At 44.0% G+C, this 18,106-nt stretch carries 16 protein-coding genes; all 16 read left to right on the top strand.

Features of this window, described 5'->3' with window-relative positions; all coding sequences use genetic code 11:
* The first annotated feature begins 12 nt into the window (after positions 1–12).
* Positions 13–1,287, top strand: a complete 1,275-nt coding sequence (gene clpX, locus K9H14_00325) for an ATP-dependent Clp protease ATP-binding subunit ClpX (GenBank protein ID MCG9478643.1) — start codon at positions 13–15, stop codon at positions 1,285–1,287.
* 1 nt (position 1,288) lies between these two features.
* Positions 1,289–3,946 carry a valine--tRNA ligase gene (locus tag K9H14_00320; GenBank protein ID MCG9478642.1) on the top strand — a complete coding sequence of 886 codons (2,658 nt, stop codon included), beginning with the start codon at positions 1,289–1,291 and terminating at the stop codon, positions 3,944–3,946.
* A gap of 6 nt (positions 3,947–3,952) precedes the next feature.
* Positions 3,953–5,251: a hypothetical protein gene (locus K9H14_00315; protein ID MCG9478641.1), complete on the top strand. Its 1,299-nt coding sequence runs from the start codon at positions 3,953–3,955 to the stop codon at positions 5,249–5,251.
* Positions 5,252–5,279: 28 nt separating this feature from the next.
* Complete coding sequence (locus K9H14_00310) at positions 5,280–5,729, top strand: zinc ribbon domain-containing protein (protein MCG9478640.1); 450 nt, start codon at positions 5,280–5,282, stop codon at positions 5,727–5,729.
* Between the two features lie 58 nt (positions 5,730–5,787).
* Positions 5,788–6,192 carry a nucleoside-diphosphate kinase gene (ndk, locus tag K9H14_00305; GenBank protein MCG9478639.1) on the top strand — a complete coding sequence of 135 codons (405 nt, stop codon included), beginning with the start codon at positions 5,788–5,790 and terminating at the stop codon, positions 6,190–6,192.
* Between the two features lie 33 nt (positions 6,193–6,225).
* Positions 6,226–6,477: a DUF4321 domain-containing protein gene (locus tag K9H14_00300; protein MCG9478638.1), complete on the top strand. Its 252-nt coding sequence runs from the start codon at positions 6,226–6,228 to the stop codon at positions 6,475–6,477.
* A complete protein-coding gene (locus tag K9H14_00295) occupies positions 6,458–7,060 on the top strand; it encodes a Maf family protein (protein ID MCG9478637.1) in 603 nt (200 codons plus the stop codon). Before K9H14_00300 ends, K9H14_00295 begins: the two co-directional genes overlap by 20 nt.
* Positions 7,061–7,070: 10 nt before the next feature.
* Positions 7,071–8,102, top strand: coding sequence for a rod shape-determining protein (locus K9H14_00290; protein MCG9478636.1), 1,032 nt, complete (start codon positions 7,071–7,073; stop codon positions 8,100–8,102).
* Between the two features lie 17 nt (positions 8,103–8,119).
* Positions 8,120–8,938: a rod shape-determining protein MreC gene (gene mreC, locus K9H14_00285; GenBank protein ID MCG9478635.1), complete on the top strand. Its 819-nt coding sequence runs from the start codon at positions 8,120–8,122 to the stop codon at positions 8,936–8,938.
* 2 nt (positions 8,939–8,940) lie between these two features.
* Positions 8,941–9,459, top strand: a complete 519-nt coding sequence (gene mreD, locus K9H14_00280) for a rod shape-determining protein MreD (protein ID MCG9478634.1) — start codon at positions 8,941–8,943, stop codon at positions 9,457–9,459.
* Positions 9,431–11,299: a penicillin-binding protein 2 gene (gene mrdA, locus K9H14_00275; protein MCG9478633.1), complete on the top strand. Its 1,869-nt coding sequence runs from the start codon at positions 9,431–9,433 to the stop codon at positions 11,297–11,299. The genes mreD and mrdA overlap by 29 nt, the downstream gene beginning before the upstream one ends.
* On the top strand, positions 11,292–12,476 hold the full coding sequence (gene rodA / locus K9H14_00270; GenBank protein MCG9478632.1) for a rod shape-determining protein RodA: 1,185 nt from the start codon (positions 11,292–11,294) through the stop codon (positions 12,474–12,476). The genes mrdA and rodA overlap by 8 nt, the downstream gene beginning before the upstream one ends.
* Positions 12,477–12,478: 2 nt before the next feature.
* On the top strand, positions 12,479–14,260 hold the full coding sequence (locus K9H14_00265; protein ID MCG9478631.1) for a TIGR03960 family B12-binding radical SAM protein: 1,782 nt from the start codon (positions 12,479–12,481) through the stop codon (positions 14,258–14,260).
* Positions 14,250–14,921, top strand: coding sequence for a TIGR03936 family radical SAM-associated protein (locus tag K9H14_00260; GenBank protein ID MCG9478630.1), 672 nt, complete (start codon positions 14,250–14,252; stop codon positions 14,919–14,921). The genes K9H14_00265 and K9H14_00260 overlap by 11 nt, the downstream gene beginning before the upstream one ends.
* A 20-nt stretch (positions 14,922–14,941) precedes the next feature.
* Complete coding sequence (locus K9H14_00255; protein MCG9478629.1) at positions 14,942–16,615, top strand: Rne/Rng family ribonuclease; 1,674 nt, start codon at positions 14,942–14,944, stop codon at positions 16,613–16,615.
* Positions 16,616–16,796: 181 nt separating this feature from the next.
* Entirely contained in the window at positions 16,797–18,062 is a 1,266-nt protein-coding gene (locus K9H14_00250; GenBank protein MCG9478628.1) for a Glu/Leu/Phe/Val dehydrogenase, read from the top strand.
* The last annotated feature ends 44 nt before the right edge of the window (positions 18,063–18,106 follow it).

The raw sequence follows: 18,106 nt of genomic DNA, 5'->3' as shown, positions 1-18,106 counted from the left end.
AGGAAGTGTTTGATATTGGATAAAAATGACAAAAGGGGTAATTTCCTGAAATGCTCGTTTTGTGGTAAACCTCAGAATCAGGTAAAGAAGCTTATTGCCGGTCCTGGTGTTTATGTTTGTGATGAATGTATAGGGCTTTGCAATGAAATACTGGAAGAAGAGCTGGGAGAACAGCAGGAGCTTGATTTTAAAAACCTGCCCAAGCCCAGTGAAATATATTCGACATTAAATGATTATGTTATTGGTCAGGATGCTGCTAAAAAGATACTTTCAGTAGCTGTGTACAATCATTACAAAAGGATCAAATACGGCGATAGCGCTAAAAAAGATGAGGTTGAGCTGCAGAAAAGCAATATAGTACTTATGGGCCCTACCGGATGCGGGAAAACCTTATTGGCCCAGACGCTGGCCCGCATTCTCAATGTTCCTTTCTGTATCGCCGATGCTACCGCGCTGACCGAAGCGGGTTATGTGGGTGAAGATGTGGAAAACATTCTGCTCAAACTTATACAGGCTGCAGATTTTGATATAAAGAAAGCAGAAACAGGCATAATATATATAGATGAGATTGACAAGATTAGCAGAAAATCTGACAATCCTTCCATTACCAGGGATGTATCCGGCGAAGGGGTGCAGCAGGCTTTATTGAAAATACTGGAAGGCACAGAGGCCAATGTTCCTCCTCATGGCGGAAGGAAACATCCCCAGCAGGATTTTATACAGATTAATACCAGCAACATCCTGTTTGTATGCGGCGGCTCTTTTGCCGGTTTAGAAAAGATAATTGAGCGCAGAGTTAATAAAAAGAGTATAGGTTTTGTATCCGAGGAAATACCGGGAAAGAAAGAAAAGATTGACTGGCTGCTTCCCCAGGCTATGCCTGAAGACCTTTTAAAGTTTGGTTTGATTCCCGAGCTGGTTGGCAGACTGCCGGTTATGGCCACTCTTTCCAATCTAAATCAGGAAGACCTGGTGAGGATACTTACTGAACCAAAGAATGCTCTGGTAAAACAGTATAAGAAGATGTTTGAAATGGATAATGTGGAATTGATTATAGAGGATAAAGCCCTCCGGGCCATAGCCATGCTTTCCATGGCCAGGGGTACTGGAGCCAGGGGACTGAGGTCTATAATGGAAGACACCATGATGGATATAATGTTTAGCATCCCTGATGAGAATGATGCTAAAAAATGCATCATAGATGCCAAGGTTATAGAAAAGAAAGTAGCACCCAAGGTTATCAAGCAGCAAGAGCAGGCTGTAAAAAGTAAAGAGAAATTGGCTTAGCATGTTTAGTAAAATAGAGGGAAGCTACAACCCTGCCGCTTTTGAAAAGGATATATACGGTTTTTGGGAAAAGGAGGGCTACTTTCATGCTGAAGTAGATTTTGACCGGACTCCCTTCTGTATGGTGATACCGCCCCCCAATGTTACCGGCAAGCTGCATATTGGTCATGCCTTAAACAATAGTTTACAGGATGTAATTATACGCTATAAGCGCATGTCCGGCTTTAATGCCAGCTGGACCCCAGGTGTTGACCATGCAGGTATTGCCACCCAGAATGTAGTGGAAAGGCATCTGGAAGAAAAAGGTACCAGCAGGCATGAGCTGGGAAGGGAAAAGTTTATAGAAGAGGTCTGGAAGTGGAAACAGGAATATGGGGATAGAATAATTTACCAGCTTAAAAGGCTGGGTTGTTCCTGTGACTGGCCCAGGCAGAGGTTTACTTTTGATGATGAGTATGTAAAAGCAGTTACCAGGGAATTTAATATTCTATATAAGGACAACCTTATATACCGGGGAAATTATATGGTTAACTGGTGTCCACGATGCTCAACTGCGGTTTCAGACATTGAAGTGGAGCATATAGAGAAAAAGGGGTATCTCTGGGATATAAAATATCCCCTTGCAGATGAGCAGGGCAATCCTGTCCAGGATGAATTTATAGTAGTATCTACCACCAGGCCGGAAACCATGCTGGGGGATACTGCAGTGGCTGTAAACCCCGGGGATAAAAGATATAAAGGCTATGCGGGAAAGAAAGTTTATCTTCCCCTGGCAGGCAGGGTAATCCCGGTAATAGAAGATGATTTTGTGGACCCTGATTTTGGAACAGGAGCGGTGAAGGTTACTCCTGCCCATGACCCCAATGACTTTGAAATGGGCAACCGCCACCAGCTCAAAAAAATCAATATTTTTAACCCGGATGCTACCATAAACCAGAACGGCGGTAAATATCAGGGGATGGACCGGTTCAAGGCCAGGGAAGCTATAGTTAATGATTTGGAAAAGATGGGCTTTCTGGAAAATAAAAGGGAACATGTTTCCAGCACAGGGAAGTGTTCCCGTTGCGACACCGTAGTGGAGCCCAGGATATCCATGCAGTGGTTTGTTTCCATGAAAAGACTGGCTGAGCCGGCCATGGAAGCGGTACGCCAGGGCAGAATTAAAATAATACCCAAAAAATGGGAAAAGATTTATTTTAACTGGATGGAAAACATCAGGGACTGGTGTATATCCAGGCAGTTATGGTGGGGCCACCGCATTCCGGTATGGTACTGCAGGCAATGTGGACAGATGATGGTGGCAGAAAATGCACCCGAACACTGTACCCAGTGCAGCAGCAGCGATATCTACCAGGATGATGATGTACTGGATACCTGGTTTAGTTCCTGTCTATGGCCTTTTGCTTCTGCCGGCTGGCCGGAGGATACCCCGGAACTGAAGTATTTTTTCCCCACCAAAGTGCTGGTAACCGCCCATGACATCATATTTTTCTGGGTAGCCAGAATGATTATGATGAGCCTTTATTTTATGAAAGAAGTGCCCTTTAAACAGGTATTTATAAATCCCCTGGTAAATGATGAATCGGGCCAGAAGATGAGCAAATCCAAGGGCAACGTGGTGGACCCCATGGATATTATAGAAGAGCATGGCGCGGATGTACTGAGATTTACCCTGTGTTCTCTTACCACCCCCGGTAAAAATTTGATGCTGGGCGAGGACAAGATTGAAGGAACAAGAAATTTTGCCAATAAGCTGTGGAATGCCTCCAAATTTGTTATATCCAATATAGATGAAAGCGTCATAGATATTGATTTTGACCAGCTTAATTTAAACCTCTGGGATAAATGGATACTTACCAGGTTAAACAAGACCACAAAAGGCATCAGCCGTTATCTCAGCCGCTATAATTTTTCTTATGCCAGCAGGATTCTTTATAATTTTTTCTGGAGCGATTACTGCGACTGGTATATTGAAGCCAGCAAGGTGCGCATTTATTATTCGGAAGACAGCTCGGATAAAAAAACTGCCCTTTACCTGTTGTGGTACGTGCTGGAACAGTATTTGAGGCTGCTTCATCCTTTTATGCCCCATGTAAGTGAAAATATTTGGCAGAATATCCCCCATGAGGGAGAGAGCCTGATGGTTAAGGACTATCCCTATCCGGATAAGAATATTTATCCGGAAGCAGAGGAGGAAACAGAAGAAATTTTTGGAGTTATTAGCCAGATAAGAAAAGTTCGTTCGGAGCTAAAGATAAACCCTGCCGCTAAAATAAAGGTAAACTTGAGCGGCGGCCACCGCCAGCTTTTTGAGTCCAATCAGGATTATTTAAAAAATCTGGCCAAGCTGGATAGCCTGGACTTTGGTGCTATGGAAGACCAGAAGGGGTATATTAAAACTGCTTACCGGGATATAGATATATTTATCTATATACTGGATGTAGTGGATATTGATCTGGAGATTAGAAGATTGCAGGAAGAATACAGAAAGGCAAACCAGTTGCTTGAAAAAAGCAGTAAAAAAATGACCAATCCCCAGTTTTTAAACAAAGCGCCGGAAAACATAGTACAGAAGGAAAAGGATAAGGTAGACCAGTTTAACCGGAAGCTGAACATACTTTCCCGGCAGTTGGAAAGAATGAAAAATATTAAAAGGTAGGGCAAAGTGGATTATAGCGATGCAGTCCAATACCTTGACCGGTGTCTTGTATTTGGCATCAAGCCCAGCCTGGTAAGGATCAAAAAGTTGCTGCAGGTTATGGATAACCCCCAGGAGGGCATTGATTTTATCCATATAGTAGGAAGCAATGGCAAAACCTCAACCACCAGGATGACAGCAGCCATACTGTACGGGCAGGGGATAGACTGTGGTTACCATATCTCTCCCCATATTAAGGATTATACCGAGAGGTTCTGGTACAACGGCGGGGACATCACTCGGGAAGAATTTGCCGGTCTGTTTGAAGAGATTTATACTTTCGTTCAGCGGGTAAATGGTTTAGACCTGAACGGTAATATGACCCAGTTTGAAATAATTGCAGGCATGGGCTTTTTAATGGCCAAAAATTTTGGTCTGCAGGTTATGGTGCTGGAAGCAGGAATGGGGGGCCGCTGGGATGCAACCAATGCAGTTTATTCCAGGGTAGTGGGACTGACCGGGGTAAGCCTGGAACATACCAGTATTTTAGGAAACAGTGTTGAAGAGATTGCTGTGGAGAAGGCAGAAGTGTTAAAGCAGGGAGCAGTGGCCGCTACCACATCAGAAGATAAACAGGTAATTGATGTTCTAAAAAACAAGGCATCGGAAGCAGGAGGCCGGGTTTTGGCCTACAGGAAGGATTTTGATTTTAATCATTTCTGGGACCAGGATACAGACAGCTGGTCAGTGGACATGAAAGGCCTAAAGGCAAATTATGACCGGCTAAAACTTGTTCTTAAAGGCCAGTACCAGGTAAAAAACATGGCCCTGGCAGTAGTTTTATCGGAGCTGTATCTGGGAGAGGAAAAACTGGATGAAGAAAGGTTGAAAAAATCCCTCAGCAGCCTTAAAGTTAAGGGAAGATTTGAAATTATTAGAAAAGATCCGGAAGTGATAGCAGATGCATCACACAATCCGGAAGGTATAAAATGGTTATGTACCAATTTAAGGGAGTATTTTCCCCGGAAAAAGAAGGTTATTATCTTTGCGGTTTTGGAGGATAAGGATTACCGGGAAATGGTGGAGGAGATTATCCAGGTTGCAGATATTTTGATAATAACCTCCAGTGGCTCCAGCAGAAGCCTGGATATCGATCTACTGGAGGAGGCAGTAATTTCCGGTTTGAGGGAAAGAGGCCTGGATGGTTTACCGGTGTATAAGATAGATAATATAGTAAATTCCTTAAATTTTGCTTTAAAAATTTCTGATTTAGATGATATTATATGCATTACTGGTTCAATAACTAATTTGGAGCCTATTTTATAATTTTAAAACTCTTGTTCTTGGAGGATTTATGGACTTATTTGAGTATCTCAATAATATAATTGCTTTTTTTAAGCTTCCTATATGGGGTTACCTTATAAGGGGGATCATATTTATATTAATTATTATATGGCTGGCTTTTGTTTACTGGACTTACCGGGATGCCAGGCTTCGAAATACCAGTGCCATTTTCTGGGCAGTGGTGGTGCTGGTTCTCAATTATCTGGGCCTAATCATTTATTTGATCCTCAGGCCGCCCGAGTATATTGACGATGTGCTGGAGAGAGAGCTGGAAATAAGGAAAATGGACAGACAGTTAAGTTCGGAAGTCAGCAGGTGCCCGGCCTGCAGCAAACAGGTAAAGGATGATTTCCTTATATGTCCCTACTGCCGGAAGAAGCTTAAAAATTCATGCATAAATTGCGGCAAACCTCTAGAGCTTGATTGGAAGGTATGTCCGTATTGTAAAATATCACAATAATTTGGAGGAATAGATGTCGGATTGCAGCGATTGTAAATTTGGTTGCGGGGCCAACCAAATGAAAAAGGAAAAAACCCTGATTATTATCAAACCTGATGCGGTAAGGAAAAAACTGATAGGAGAGATAATTTCCCGGTTTGAAAAGGCGGGGTTTTTGATAGAGAAACTCAAGATGATGGAAGTGGAAAAAAAGCTGGCTTGTTCTCATTATGCAGAACATGAGGGGAGACCTTATTTCGACAGGCTGATTAATTATGTAACTTCGTATAAATGTGTGGTTATGGTGGTAAGCAGGGTGGATGCCATCGTCAGGGCCAGGAAACTGATGGGTTGTACTGATTCAACCAAGGCAGAAAAGGGAACCATAAGGGGTGACTATGGAGAAGATGTTACCATAAATGTGATTCATGGCTCGGATTCGGTGAAGAGCGCGGAGAGAGAAATTAAATTGTTTTTTGGTTAATAGAAAAATTAAGGAATAGCAGGGCAGGATTTTATGGGAAAGAGAAGAGGAAAAATAGTATTTTTAATAGTGCTGGCTGGTGGAGTAATAGGGGCCATATTGGGACACGTTTTGAGGGAAACCATACCTATACTGGATAAGGGCCTTAAGGTGGGTACCGATTCCCTGAGCCTGAATCTCTACCTGTTTGATGTTAGCTTTAGCATTCATGTTAATGTAACTCTGGGTGCTATTATTGGAATATTGCTGGCCTTTTTATTGGCAGATGTGGGAAGAAGAAAATAAAAAAATAATACTGGCTTCCACCTCGCCCCGGCGGCAGTCCATTCTGAAGATAATGGGTTTAAAGTTTGATATAATAAAACCTGAAGGGGTAGAGGAAAAAAATTCCGGCAATCCTTACCGGGCGGTAGAGGACAACAGCGAGAGCAAAGCCCGTTTTGCGGCAGAGAAGATAAAGGGCAGGAAGGGTATAGTCTGTGGATTTGATACTCTGGTATATTTTGCCGGAAGCTTTTTGGGTAAACCTGCCCACCAGGAGCAGGCGGCCCAGTTTCTGGAAAAATTAAGCGGGCGTACCCATAAGGTATTAACCGGGGTATGCATGATAGATATGGAAAGCGGTCAGAAGAGGACTGGTTCGGAAATAACTACAGTGGAATTCCGCAAGCTGGGGCCGGTGGAAATAAACAGCTATCTAAAATCCGAACAGGTGCTGGATAAGGCAGGAGCTTATAATATAGGAGGCCGGGGAGCCTTGCTGGTTAAAAGAATAGAAGGCTGCTTTTATAATGTTATGGGCCTTCCGGTGGCCAGGTTTATAGATATGTTAAAGGATATGAATTATAATATCTTAGGTGAAAGATAAGGAGTTTTTAATGTTTGAATTCTTTCTTAATGTAATAGGAAAAGATATGGGAATTGACCTGGGTACAGCCAACACCCTGGTCTATGTTAAGGGCAAGGGAGTAGTGCTGGATGAGCCATCCATAGTGGCCATAGATAAAAACAATTCCCGCATACTGGCAGTAGGCAAGGAAGCAAAGAGAATGGTGGGAAGGACCCCCAGCCATATAGTGGCTATCCGGCCCTTAAGGGACGGGGTAATTGCTGACTTTGAGACCACGGAAAAAATGTTAAGGTATTTTATACAGAGAGTGCATAAAAATATTGGAATAGCCAGGCCCAGGATAGTAATTTGCGTGCCTTCCGGTATTACTCCGGTAGAAAAGAAGGCGGTAGTGGAAGCTACCGAACAGGCTGGTGCCAGAGCTGCTTATATCATAGAAGAGCCCCTGGCGGCAGCCATAGGGGCAGGATTGCCCATAGATGAGCCCACCGGGAGCATGATAGTAGATATTGGTGGAGGAACTTCGGAGGTGGCAGTTATTTCCCTGGGGGGCATAGTGGTGAGCCAGTCTCTTAGGATTGGTGGAAATGAAATGGATGAAGATATAACCTATTACCTTAAGAAAGAGCACAATCTCCTGTTAGGGGAAAGAACGGCAGAGAAGCTCAAGATGGAAATAGGCTCCGCCTTTCCTCTGGAAAACGAAGAGAAGATGGAGGTAAACGGCAGGGATCTGGTAACCGGGCTGCCCAAGACTATCATAGTTACCAGCCAGCAGATAAGGAAGGCTCTGGAGAAAGCGGTAAATGATATAGTAAATGCGGTTATCGAGGTTTTAGACAGTACTCCTCCCGAGCTATCCTCTGATATTATGAAAAGGGGTATTGTGCTTACCGGAGGTGGTTCAATGCTTAAAGGCCTTACCGAGAGGATAAGCAGGGAGACCCATTGCCCCGTATACCAGGCTGAGAATCCCCTGGCATCGGTAGCTATAGGTGCTGGTAAATGCGTTGAAGATTTTTCCAGGCTCAAACAGTACCTTAAGTATTCAAAACCATAATCTTGGTGCCATGTTTAATGGGTTTTTTTAATAAAAGATTTAGAAACATTATTGTCCTTGGCATAATTATTATACTCTGCATAATAGTGGCTACCGCATCATTTAGGGATTCAGGTTTTATTAAGTCGGGAAAGGTGGCGGTCACTGATTTTTTCATCCCCATACAGGAAAAGCTGTTTACTTTTTTTTCACCGGTAGCCGGGTTTTTTAACAGCATAAGGGATTATATTAACCTCAGGGACAAGTATCTGGACCTGCAGCAGGAGAATCAGGAGCTGAGGCAGGGCTACACCGGGGAAATAAATTTACGGATAGAAAATAATGCTCTCAGGTCGATGCTGGAAATGGAGCTGAGGGAACAGCTGGACCTGCAGGCAGCCAGAGTTGTTGGTTTTTATCAGAGCAAGTGGCAGTCTGAGGTTACTCTTAATGCCGGAAAGCTTCAGGGAGTGGAAGAGGGCATGGCAGTTATCACTGAAAGCGGCCTGGCGGGCAAGGTGATTCTTGCCGGAGACAGAAGCTGCAGGGTCAGGCTTATCAATGACCCCGGCAGCAGTATTGGAGCCAGGATCCTTACTTCCAGGAGTCTGGGGGTGGCTGAAGGCAGCCCGGATAAAAGGGTGCAGTTAAATTATATCCCCAGGGATGAATATGTATATAATGGGGATATCGTTATAAGTTCCGAATTCAGTCAGGATTTTCCCCAAGAGTTATTGATAGGCAGGGTGAGCCAGATTTCAGATAATATCGGCGATGCCTATAAGCAGATTGAAATAGAACCTTTTGCTGATTTAAAGAGCCTGGATTATGTAATGGTAATAAAAGGCAGGAAATAGATATGAAGATTTTTACCAAAATCATTCATTTTATAATGGTAATCCTGGCCCTTCTGGTGCAGGTTACTTTTGCCGAGCAGCTGAAATTTTATTCCATAAATCTGGATCTTTTGATGATCTGCATAATTAGTGTGGCTGTTGTGGATGGTTACTATTACGGGATAATTTATGGCTTTGTATTTGGGCTCCTGCTGGATTTTATGGCTGGCAATATTGTGGGCATTAATGCTTTAATTTATGCGCTTAATGCTTTTATAGCCGCCCGGCTGGTGGAGATGGGCATAAAGAGGAGGCTCCCGGTGCTGTTGCTTATTGTGTTCTGTATAACCGAGGTGAATCTGGTTATGGAAGCCATGCTGCACTATTTGTTTAATTACGGACTGGATATTGTGCAGCTGGGTAAGGAAATGATAATAAAACCAATTTATAGCATACTTTTGCTATTGTTAATTTTCCCCCTGTTTAATCTGGGGCAACAAAAGAGGTGGATTTTTGGATTCAAGAGCAGGGAAGAGGCTTAAAGCAGTAATATATTTTTTGGCAGCAGCAATGGTGGTGCTGGTGTTGAGGCTTTATTACCTGCAGGTTATGAGCGGAGAGGTTCTGGCCCAGGAGGCCCAGGAAAACATTATAAGGTCCCAGACTGTTGCTGCCCCCAGGGGTAATATATATGACCGTAACGGTGAACTGCTGGTTAAAAGTGTACCGGTGCAGGCAGTAGCGGTAGAGCCCAGGTCAGTCCTGGCCAGCGAGGATACCCTGAAGTTTCTGAGTTCCAACCTGGAAATCGGCTACGACCAGCTGGTTAAGAAGCTGCAGGAAACCAATATATCCTATCTGGAAAGAATCATCCTGGCCCAGGATATTGATAATGAAACCCTGATTGTATTTAAGGAAAATCTGGAGAATCTCCCCGGGGTAGAAATTATTGATGTATTTAAAAGGGAATATAATTTTGATTTTCTGGCATCCCATATACTGGGCTATACCGGTGAAATTGATGAAGAAAAATTATCCTCCGAGCAGTATAAGGATAAATATGAAGGCGGAGACCAGATAGGCATCAGCGGCATTGAGCAGTACTATGAACCGGTTCTTAAAGGGGTAAAGGGCAAGGTTACCTATGAGGTTGATCCTCTGGGCAGGCCGGTCAGCACTGTGGAAAAAATTGATTATATACCCGGAAATGATATTTACCTTACCCTGGATATAGAATTACAGCGCAAGGTAGAGGAATACCTGCACCAGGCTATTGAGGACATAAGGCTTAAGGAAGTAGAGAAAGGTTCTGAAGAAACTTTCAAGGTAACCGGCGGGTCGGTAGTGATTCTGGAGGCGGACACCGGGGAAGTGCTGTCTATGGCCAGTTACCCCACTTATGATCCGGAAGTATTTATAGGGGGAATATCCAGCCGCGATTGGGCTTATCTTAATGACCCTGAAAATGTCTACCCCTTAAATAACCGCTCGGTTATGGGTTATCCTCCGGGTTCAGTATTTAAGATAGTTACCTCCTATGCCGGACTGGCAGAGGAGGTAATAGATGAAAACAGCAGGGTTACCTGTACCGGAACCTGGTATGGTCTGGGAAGGAGCTTTCCCAAACTTTGCTGGAATAGGAGCGGGCATGGAAGCCTAAATATTTACGGAGGGATTAAAAATTCATGTGACAGTTTTTTTTATGAAATCGGCCTGCGATTATTTTCCAAACACAATAATGAAGAAGAGCTGCTTCAAAAATATTCCAGGCTTTTTGGGTTTGGTTCCAAGACCGGCGTAGACCTGCCCTATGAAGATGCGGGAGTAGTTCCGGACCGGGAGTGGAAGAAAGAATATTTTAAGGGTCAGGTGGAAAAAACGGTATGGTACCCCGGGGATACGGTTAACATGTCTATCGGCCAGGGGGATTTGCTGGTATCTCCGCTGCAGTTGGCCCAGTCTTATATGATACTGGCCAACCGGGGAAGTTATCAGGAGGTACACCTGTTGAAGGACATCAAGGATTATACCGGAGATGCTTTCCTTAATGTGGATACCAACCTTGACCGTACCATAGAATTAAATGAAAATTATGTGGATATGATAGAAACAGGTTTGGATCTGGTAGTAAGTGAGGGTACGGCAGCTTACCGGTTTTTAGGCTTTCCTTTGGACCGGATCCCTATTGCCGGAAAAACCGGAACTGCTGAATTTGCCGGCAGGCAGGATTTTGCATGGTTTGCCAGCTATGCCCCCCTGGATAACCCCAAATATGTGGTGGTAGCCATGCTGGAGGAAGCAGGCGGAGGATCCAGCGCTGCGGCACCTCTGGTCAAAGATATTTATAGTTATTTATTTAACCTGGATAATGGCGATGCTTGAGTTTGAAGAAAAACAATTAAATAAAATGGAAAACAGGAAGATATTGAAGTTTGATATTATCCTCTTTTTGACCGTGCTTGCCCTTTCCTGTTTCGGGCTGTTAATAATTTATTCTGCTACCCGGTACAGCCTTCCGGGAGGGATAACTGATCCGGCATACTTCTTAAAAAAGCAGGCCTACTTCGTAGCTGCCGGTTTTATTATATTCTGGGTGATGCAGCTGATAGATTACAGAAAATACAGGAATTGGTGGGCAGCCATATTCATACTTAATCTTGCTTTACTGGGGGTAGTGCTGGCCTTCGGATATGAAGTCAACGGTTCCAAGAGCTGGATAGATCTGGGTTTTTCCTCTTTCCAGACTTCAGAGATATCCAAGGTGCTTATGGTGCTGGCTGTAGCTGCGGTTTTTTCCAGGCGCAAAAGCGAAAAAGAAAACAGGGTGGGCTTTAAGAAAGTCATGCTGTCTATGGTAGTGGCGCTATCCTGTATAGGCATGGTAATACTTCAAAATGATCTGGGAACTGCCCTGATTTTTTTCTTAACTTATGTGGGAATGCTGTTTATATCGGGAGCCAATCTCTTATACCTTATAGGATTGCTGGGGGCAAGTGCCGGAGGAGTTGCTATAGGGGTAAGCACGGGGATTATAAAGGAGTATCAGCTGGACAGGATCCTGGTATTTATAAAGCCGGACATACAGACTGGCGGAGTAGGCTACAATCTTTACCAGTCAAAACTGGCTATAGGGTCCGGGGAGATATGGGGCAAGGGACTTTTTCTGGGCAAGCAGACTAACCTGAGCTATGTTCCCGAACACCAGACTGATTTTATATTCTCGGTTATTGGAGAAGAGATGGGATTTGTGGGAGGATTTCTGGTAATAATAGCCCTGGCGGTAGTGGTTTGGCGGTGCCTGATTGTTGCCAATCATGCTACTGACCATTTTGGGCGGCTGATTGCCTCGGGGGTTGCCTTTATACTGCTGTCCCAGATAATAATCAACATCGGAATGACTATGGGCATAATGCCCATTATAGGTATTCCCCTGCCTTTCTTAAGCTACGGCGGAAGCAACCTGGTCAGCCTGTTTATAGGAATAGCTATGGTAGAAAATGTGTATATGCGCAGGGAATTAAGAAAGTATCACCAAATAGCATATGAGGAATTTGATTAATTATGGAACATTTAACCCCTGAGCAGCTCCAGCTGCTCCTGGAAGGCATACAGAAACCGGGCAGGTATATAGGCAATGAAGTTGGAATAAAGAGCAAAACCCTGCAGCAGATAAAGGAAAGGGAAGATATGGTCCTGGCTGCTCTGGCCTTTCCGGACCTATACGAGGTAGGTATGCCTAATCTGGGCATACAGATCCTTTATGAAATCATAAACCGCTACCCTTATTTTAATGCAGAAAGAGTTTTTGCTCCCTGGGCGGATTTTGAACAGAGTTTAACCGGAAACGGTTTCAGGCTGTTTTCTCTGGAAAACCGGATTTTTCTGGATAAATTTGATTTTATAGGGTTTAGCCTGGCCCATGAGTTGCTGTATACCAATATGCTCAATATGATCAAGCTTTCGGGGCTGGAACTGAGGGCGGGCCAGAGGGACAGGCGGCTGCCCCTGATTGCGGCCGGTGGTCCGTCAACAGTTAACCCCCAGCCGGTTTCGCCATTTTTGGATTTTATGTTTATAGGGGAGGCCGAAGAAGCTGTAACCGAGATACTGGAAAGAATTAGGAAATACAAGGCCGGCAGCCAGAGCAAACAATTGCTGCTTAAAGATTTATCCCGGGTTGAAGGAGTTTATGTGCCTTCAATTTACAGCATACATTATTTTCCCTGGGGCCAGATAAAAAGTATTGAACCCGAAATTAAGGTAAAAAAGAGGACAGTTAAAGACCTGGACCGGTGGCCTATAGTAAAAAATCCGGTCATACCTAATATAAGGGTGGTGCATGACCGTTTTGCTGTTGAAATTATGAGGGGCTGCAGCCGGTGCTGCAGGTTTTGCCAGGCCGGTAATATTTACCGTCCGGTAAGATCCAGGGATGCTGATATGCTGGCCAGGGATACCATTGAGGGCTTAAAAGGTACAGGTTATGATGAAGTTTCCATGCTGTCCTTATCCAGTTCTGACTACCGGGATATGGAGAAGCTGCTGGGGCCCTTAAACAGCTATGCCCGGGACAGAAGGATTTCAATCTCTCTGCCCTCACTCAGGATGGACAGTTTTGGCCTGGGGCTGGCGGAACTGATAGGCAGCGGCAGGAAAACCGGTCTGACTTTTGCCCCGGAAGCCGGCAGCCAGAGAATGAGGAACATTATTGGGAAGAAGATGTCCGAACAGGAGCTGCTGGACTGTGCGGAGCTGGCCTTTTCTAAAGGCTGGGAGAAGATAAAGCTGTACTTTATGATAGGGTTTCCTTTCGAAAGCCTGGATGATGTAGCGGCTATCAGCCAGCTTATAAATACCATAATTGCTACCGGTAGAAAAACCCTGGGATCCAGGAAGTATAGAAGGCTTAATGTATCGGTTTCCATAAATGCCCTGGTACCTAAACCCTTTACTCCCTTCCAGTGGGTACCCCTGGACCATCCGGAGGCATTGGCTGAAAAAATATCCATGATTGCCAGCAGGCTTCCCAGGAAAATAGTAAAACTTCACTGGAATGATTTTAATAAAAGCAAGCTGGAAGCAGTTATGTCCAGGGGTGATATCCGGGTAGCTGATGCAGTGGAAGAAGCATGGAGGCTGGGTGCAAGATTTGACAATTGGACTGATGTGTTTGATTTCAGTTTATGGCAGCAGGCGTTTGAAAACAGTCACCTGGGTATGGATTTCTACTCCTCCAGGCATTACGGGTTGCAGGAAATTCTTCCCTGGGATGTGGTGGACATAGGGATTTCTAAAAAATTTTTATTAAGCCAATACAGGAAAGCCGGGGGCTATGAAAAATAATCAGATCAGGTTCAAGTTTACCAAAACAGGTGAATTTAAGTATCTGTCTCACCTGGATATTACCCGCTTTATAATCAGGGCCATGGAGAGGGCTCAAATAAATCTGGAGTACAGCCAGGGCTTTAACCCCAAACCCAGGCTGAGTTTCAGCCATCCTACCCCCCTGGGAGTGGAGAGCGTTGCCGAATATGGTGATGCAGCCTTAAGTGAGCGCATGGACCCAGAGGATTTTAAAATCAAGCTGAATTCTCAGTTAAAGCCGCAGCTTGAAGTACAGCAGTCAAAGGCTATAACCCGGAAGATTGGCAGCCTTATGGCAGATATTGGCATAGTCCTGTATCGTTTCCAGCTAAAGCTGCCTGAGAGTGGCTGCAGCCTGGAGGAAATCTTAAACAATGATATTCAGGATGTGGATGATATAGGCAAAACCCTGTATGAGTTGGCCATAGAGCCGGTTCATGATAATTTGTACCTACTAAATTTGTATGGTTATGTTAAAATCTTTAAAAAGAAAAATAATGCAATATTTAAATATAATTATTTCTATGATTATTTTACAGGTATTGCTGAAAAATATAATGTAAATATTTATTCCGTGGTCAAACAGGAGATGTTTATAGCAGATGAAGGCAAACTTCTGCTGCCCATGGAAGTAATTTGAGTAAGGAGTTTATTAAGAAATTGAAGAAAGAAATGCTTGTTAGTTCTGATAAGAACGAAACCAGGGTGGCTATCCTGGAATCAAGCCGGGTGGTTCAGCTTTATTTTGACCGTAAAATAAAGAAATCCCTGGTAGGAAACATATATATGGGAAAAGTTAAAAATGTTCTTCCCAGCCTGGATGCGGCATTTGTAGATATAGGGGTGGACAGAAATGCTTTCCTGTATGTAAATGAAGTAGATTTTGACCTGGATGTAGATGACAGAGAGGTAAAACCAAAAAAAATTCAGCACGTATTGAAACCCAACCAGAATATAATGGTACAGGTAACCAAGGATCCCATGAAAAGCAAGGGGGCCAGGCTGACCACCTATGTTTCCCTGCCGGGAAGGTATCTGGTGCTGGCTCCATTTAATGACGGGATTGGGGTATCCAGAAAGCTTCCGGGCGAACAGAGGGACCGCTTAAGGTCTCTGGCCACGGAAATAAAGCCCAAGGATTTTGGTTTAATTGTAAGGACTGCGGCCAAAAATGGGACTAATTATCAGTTAAAGAAAGACCTGAAGCACCTGGTTAGGATGTGGAAAAGTATCGAGAGGAGAGCAGCCAAAACCAATAAACCGTCACTGTTGTCAGAGGAGCAGTCAATAGTTATAAAGCTTTTACGAGACATATTCAGTGAGGAATTTACTACTATATACGTGGATAAGAAGAACAGTAAGCGGGAAATCCAGCGTTATATTAAGAGCATTGGGTCCAAGTTTAATGATATTGTGGTGCATAATGGTCCCGATGAGTTGTTTGAAGTTTTTAATGTTAATGAAGTTATTGAAAGCGCACTGGAAAGAAAGGTGTGGCTTAAGTCAGGTGGATTTATAGTAATTGATTATGGCGAAGGTCTTACATCCATAGATGTTAATACCGGAAAGTATACTTCTGGCAAGAATTCCAACCAGACTATCCTGAGGACCAACTTGGAGGCTGCTGAAGCCATTTCCAGCCAGCTGAGGCTAAGGGACATCGGCGGAATTATAGTTATTGATTTTATTGATATGTCCAGTGAAAAGGATAAAAGAAAAGTATTGAACAAGTTTAATCAGTGCCTGGAGAATGACAGGACAAAAAATGAGGTATTGAATTTTTCAAAGTTTGGACTGGTGGAGATGACCAGGAAGAATGTTTCCGATGGAATTGTAGGAACCCTCTGCAAGGTTTGCCCCCAGTGCAAGGGTATGGGTTATGTGAAAAGCGAGGAAACCCTGAGGCTGGAAGTAGAGAGAAAAATAAGGAAGCTGGCCAAGGAGAGCAAGGAAAAAGCTTTTCTGGTAAGATTAAATTCGACTATTGCCGCGCTTATTATCGGACAGGGAGGCAAGAACCTGAAGCATCTGGAAAATATTACCAAAAAGTATATTGCCGTAACCGGAGACGATAATCTGCCCACTGATGCATTTATTGTGGAAGAGGAAGGTTCGGTGGAGCACATTAAAAAAGCGGCCAAACCTTTTGGTATAGGGGACATCCTTGACCTCACGGTAGAAGAGCCGTATATGCATAATAAAAGTGATGCCCTGTCCAGAGTGGAGGGGTATGTAGTGCAGATTATTGATGGGCAAAAATACATGGGCCAGAAGGTCAGGGTGGAGATTAAGACCATATCCAAGACTAGTGCAGCGGCTACGGTTATTAAATAAGGTACCAAATAATCCTTGATTAAATAAACCATAGTTTATATAATCTATTCCGTTTACAAAAAATTAAAGGCAATGAAGCCTTTTTATATAGTGCAATGAAGCATCTTTTTTTTAAACCATGATGGTTTAATTGGGGGTGCTTTTTTGTTTTTTGTCAGTTATTTTTTTCAAAGGAGAAAAGATGCAGAAAGCAGAAAAGAATGTTTGGGCCATGACCCAGGAGAGAATTGACCAGATCATGGAACTCCTAGGCTTAAAACCGGGAATAAGAAAATATTTAAGGGAGCCCAGAAGGGTAGTAGAGGTATCGGCCAGGGTTCAGATGGATGATGGAGAGATTGATGTTTTTAAGGGTTACCGGGTACAGCATAATTCGGACCGGGGCCCTACCAAGGGAGGATTGAGGTTCAGCCCTACAGTTACCCTGGATGATGTTAAGGCTTTGGCTATGCTGATGACCTTAAAAACTGCAGTGGTGGGCGTGCCTTTTGGCGGTGCCAAGGGCGGGGTTACAGTTAATCCCAAGCAGCTTTCAGTCAGAGAGCTGGAGGCATTATCCAGGCAGTTTATACTTGAGCTTTCACCCAATATAGGCATAGATACCGATATTCCAGCTCCGGATGTGGGGACCACTCCCCAGATTATGGCTTGGATGACCGATGCTTACAGCAACCAGAAGGGGCATTTTGTTCCGGGAATAGTTACCGGTAAACCCATAGAGCTTGGAGGATCCCAGGGAAGGGATGAAGCTACATCTGCAGGGGTAGTGTTTACCATTCTTTCGGCTTTAAAGAAATTGGGAATGGAAAATGATGAGCTGACGGTGGCCATTCAGGGTTACGGAAATGCCGGCTATCATTGTGCCAGGATATTGGGCGATTTGGGCTTTAAGATAATTGCAGTAAGCGATTCAGGAGGGGCTATTTATAATCCCAACGGTCTTAGACCCCAGCAGGTTCTGGCCCATAAGGAAGAGACCCGTTCGGTTTGCAATTATTCCGAATGCGAGGCTATAGATGCGGACAAGTTACTGGAACTGGATTGCGATATACTTATACCTGCGGCGCTGGAGAACCAGATTGATAAAAACAATGCTCCCAATATAAAGGCAAAAATTATAGCGGAAGCTGCTAATGCTCCAGTAACTCCGGAAGCTGACCAGATTCTTCATCAGAAGAATATAATGGTTATACCGGATATGCTCTGCAATGCGGGAGGGGTTACCGTATCTTATTTTGAATGGGTCCAGAATTGCCAGTCATACTACTGGACTTACCGGGAAGTTAATTCAAAGTTGAAAAAGATTATGGAGCGGTCCTTCAATGAGGTTTACCTGATGTCCAGGCAGCGGAAAGTTGATATGAGGACTGCAGCCGGCATGCTGGCGGTAAAAAGGGTTGCCGATGCGGTGAGCCTGAAGACTACCCGGTCACATTGCTATTTATAATCAGTGCTGTCTATAATTAGATAATTATAGCCCCGGCAACTTTT

This window comes from Actinomycetes bacterium, from assembly GCA_022396035.1.
Taxonomy (GTDB): domain Bacteria; phylum Actinomycetota; class Humimicrobiia; order Humimicrobiales; family Humimicrobiaceae; genus Halolacustris.
The sequence above is the reverse complement of the archived record's forward strand: the minus strand, read 5'-3'. Positions and strand labels throughout refer to the sequence as shown.

Coding starts and splice junctions, on each gene's coding strand:
- K9H14_00250 (MCG9478628.1), top strand. CDS start 16,797: ATGCAGAAAGCAGAAAAGAATGTTTGGGCCATGACCCAGGAGAGAATT.
- mreD (MCG9478634.1), top strand. CDS start 8,941: ATGAAGATTTTTACCAAAATCATTCATTTTATAATGGTAATCCTGGCC.
- mreC (MCG9478635.1), top strand. CDS start 8,120: ATGGGTTTTTTTAATAAAAGATTTAGAAACATTATTGTCCTTGGCATA.
- K9H14_00310 (MCG9478640.1), top strand. CDS start 5,280: ATGGACTTATTTGAGTATCTCAATAATATAATTGCTTTTTTTAAGCTT.
- K9H14_00300 (MCG9478638.1), top strand. CDS start 6,226: ATGGGAAAGAGAAGAGGAAAAATAGTATTTTTAATAGTGCTGGCTGGT.
- K9H14_00290 (MCG9478636.1), top strand. CDS start 7,071: ATGTTTGAATTCTTTCTTAATGTAATAGGAAAAGATATGGGAATTGAC.
- K9H14_00320 (MCG9478642.1), top strand. CDS start 1,289: ATGTTTAGTAAAATAGAGGGAAGCTACAACCCTGCCGCTTTTGAAAAG.
- rodA (MCG9478632.1), top strand. CDS start 11,292: ATGCTTGAGTTTGAAGAAAAACAATTAAATAAAATGGAAAACAGGAAG.
- K9H14_00260 (MCG9478630.1), top strand. CDS start 14,250: ATGAAAAATAATCAGATCAGGTTCAAGTTTACCAAAACAGGTGAATTT.
- ndk (MCG9478639.1), top strand. CDS start 5,788: ATGAAAAAGGAAAAAACCCTGATTATTATCAAACCTGATGCGGTAAGG.
- K9H14_00295 (MCG9478637.1), top strand. CDS start 6,458: ATGTGGGAAGAAGAAAATAAAAAAATAATACTGGCTTCCACCTCGCCC.
- K9H14_00265 (MCG9478631.1), top strand. CDS start 12,479: ATGGAACATTTAACCCCTGAGCAGCTCCAGCTGCTCCTGGAAGGCATA.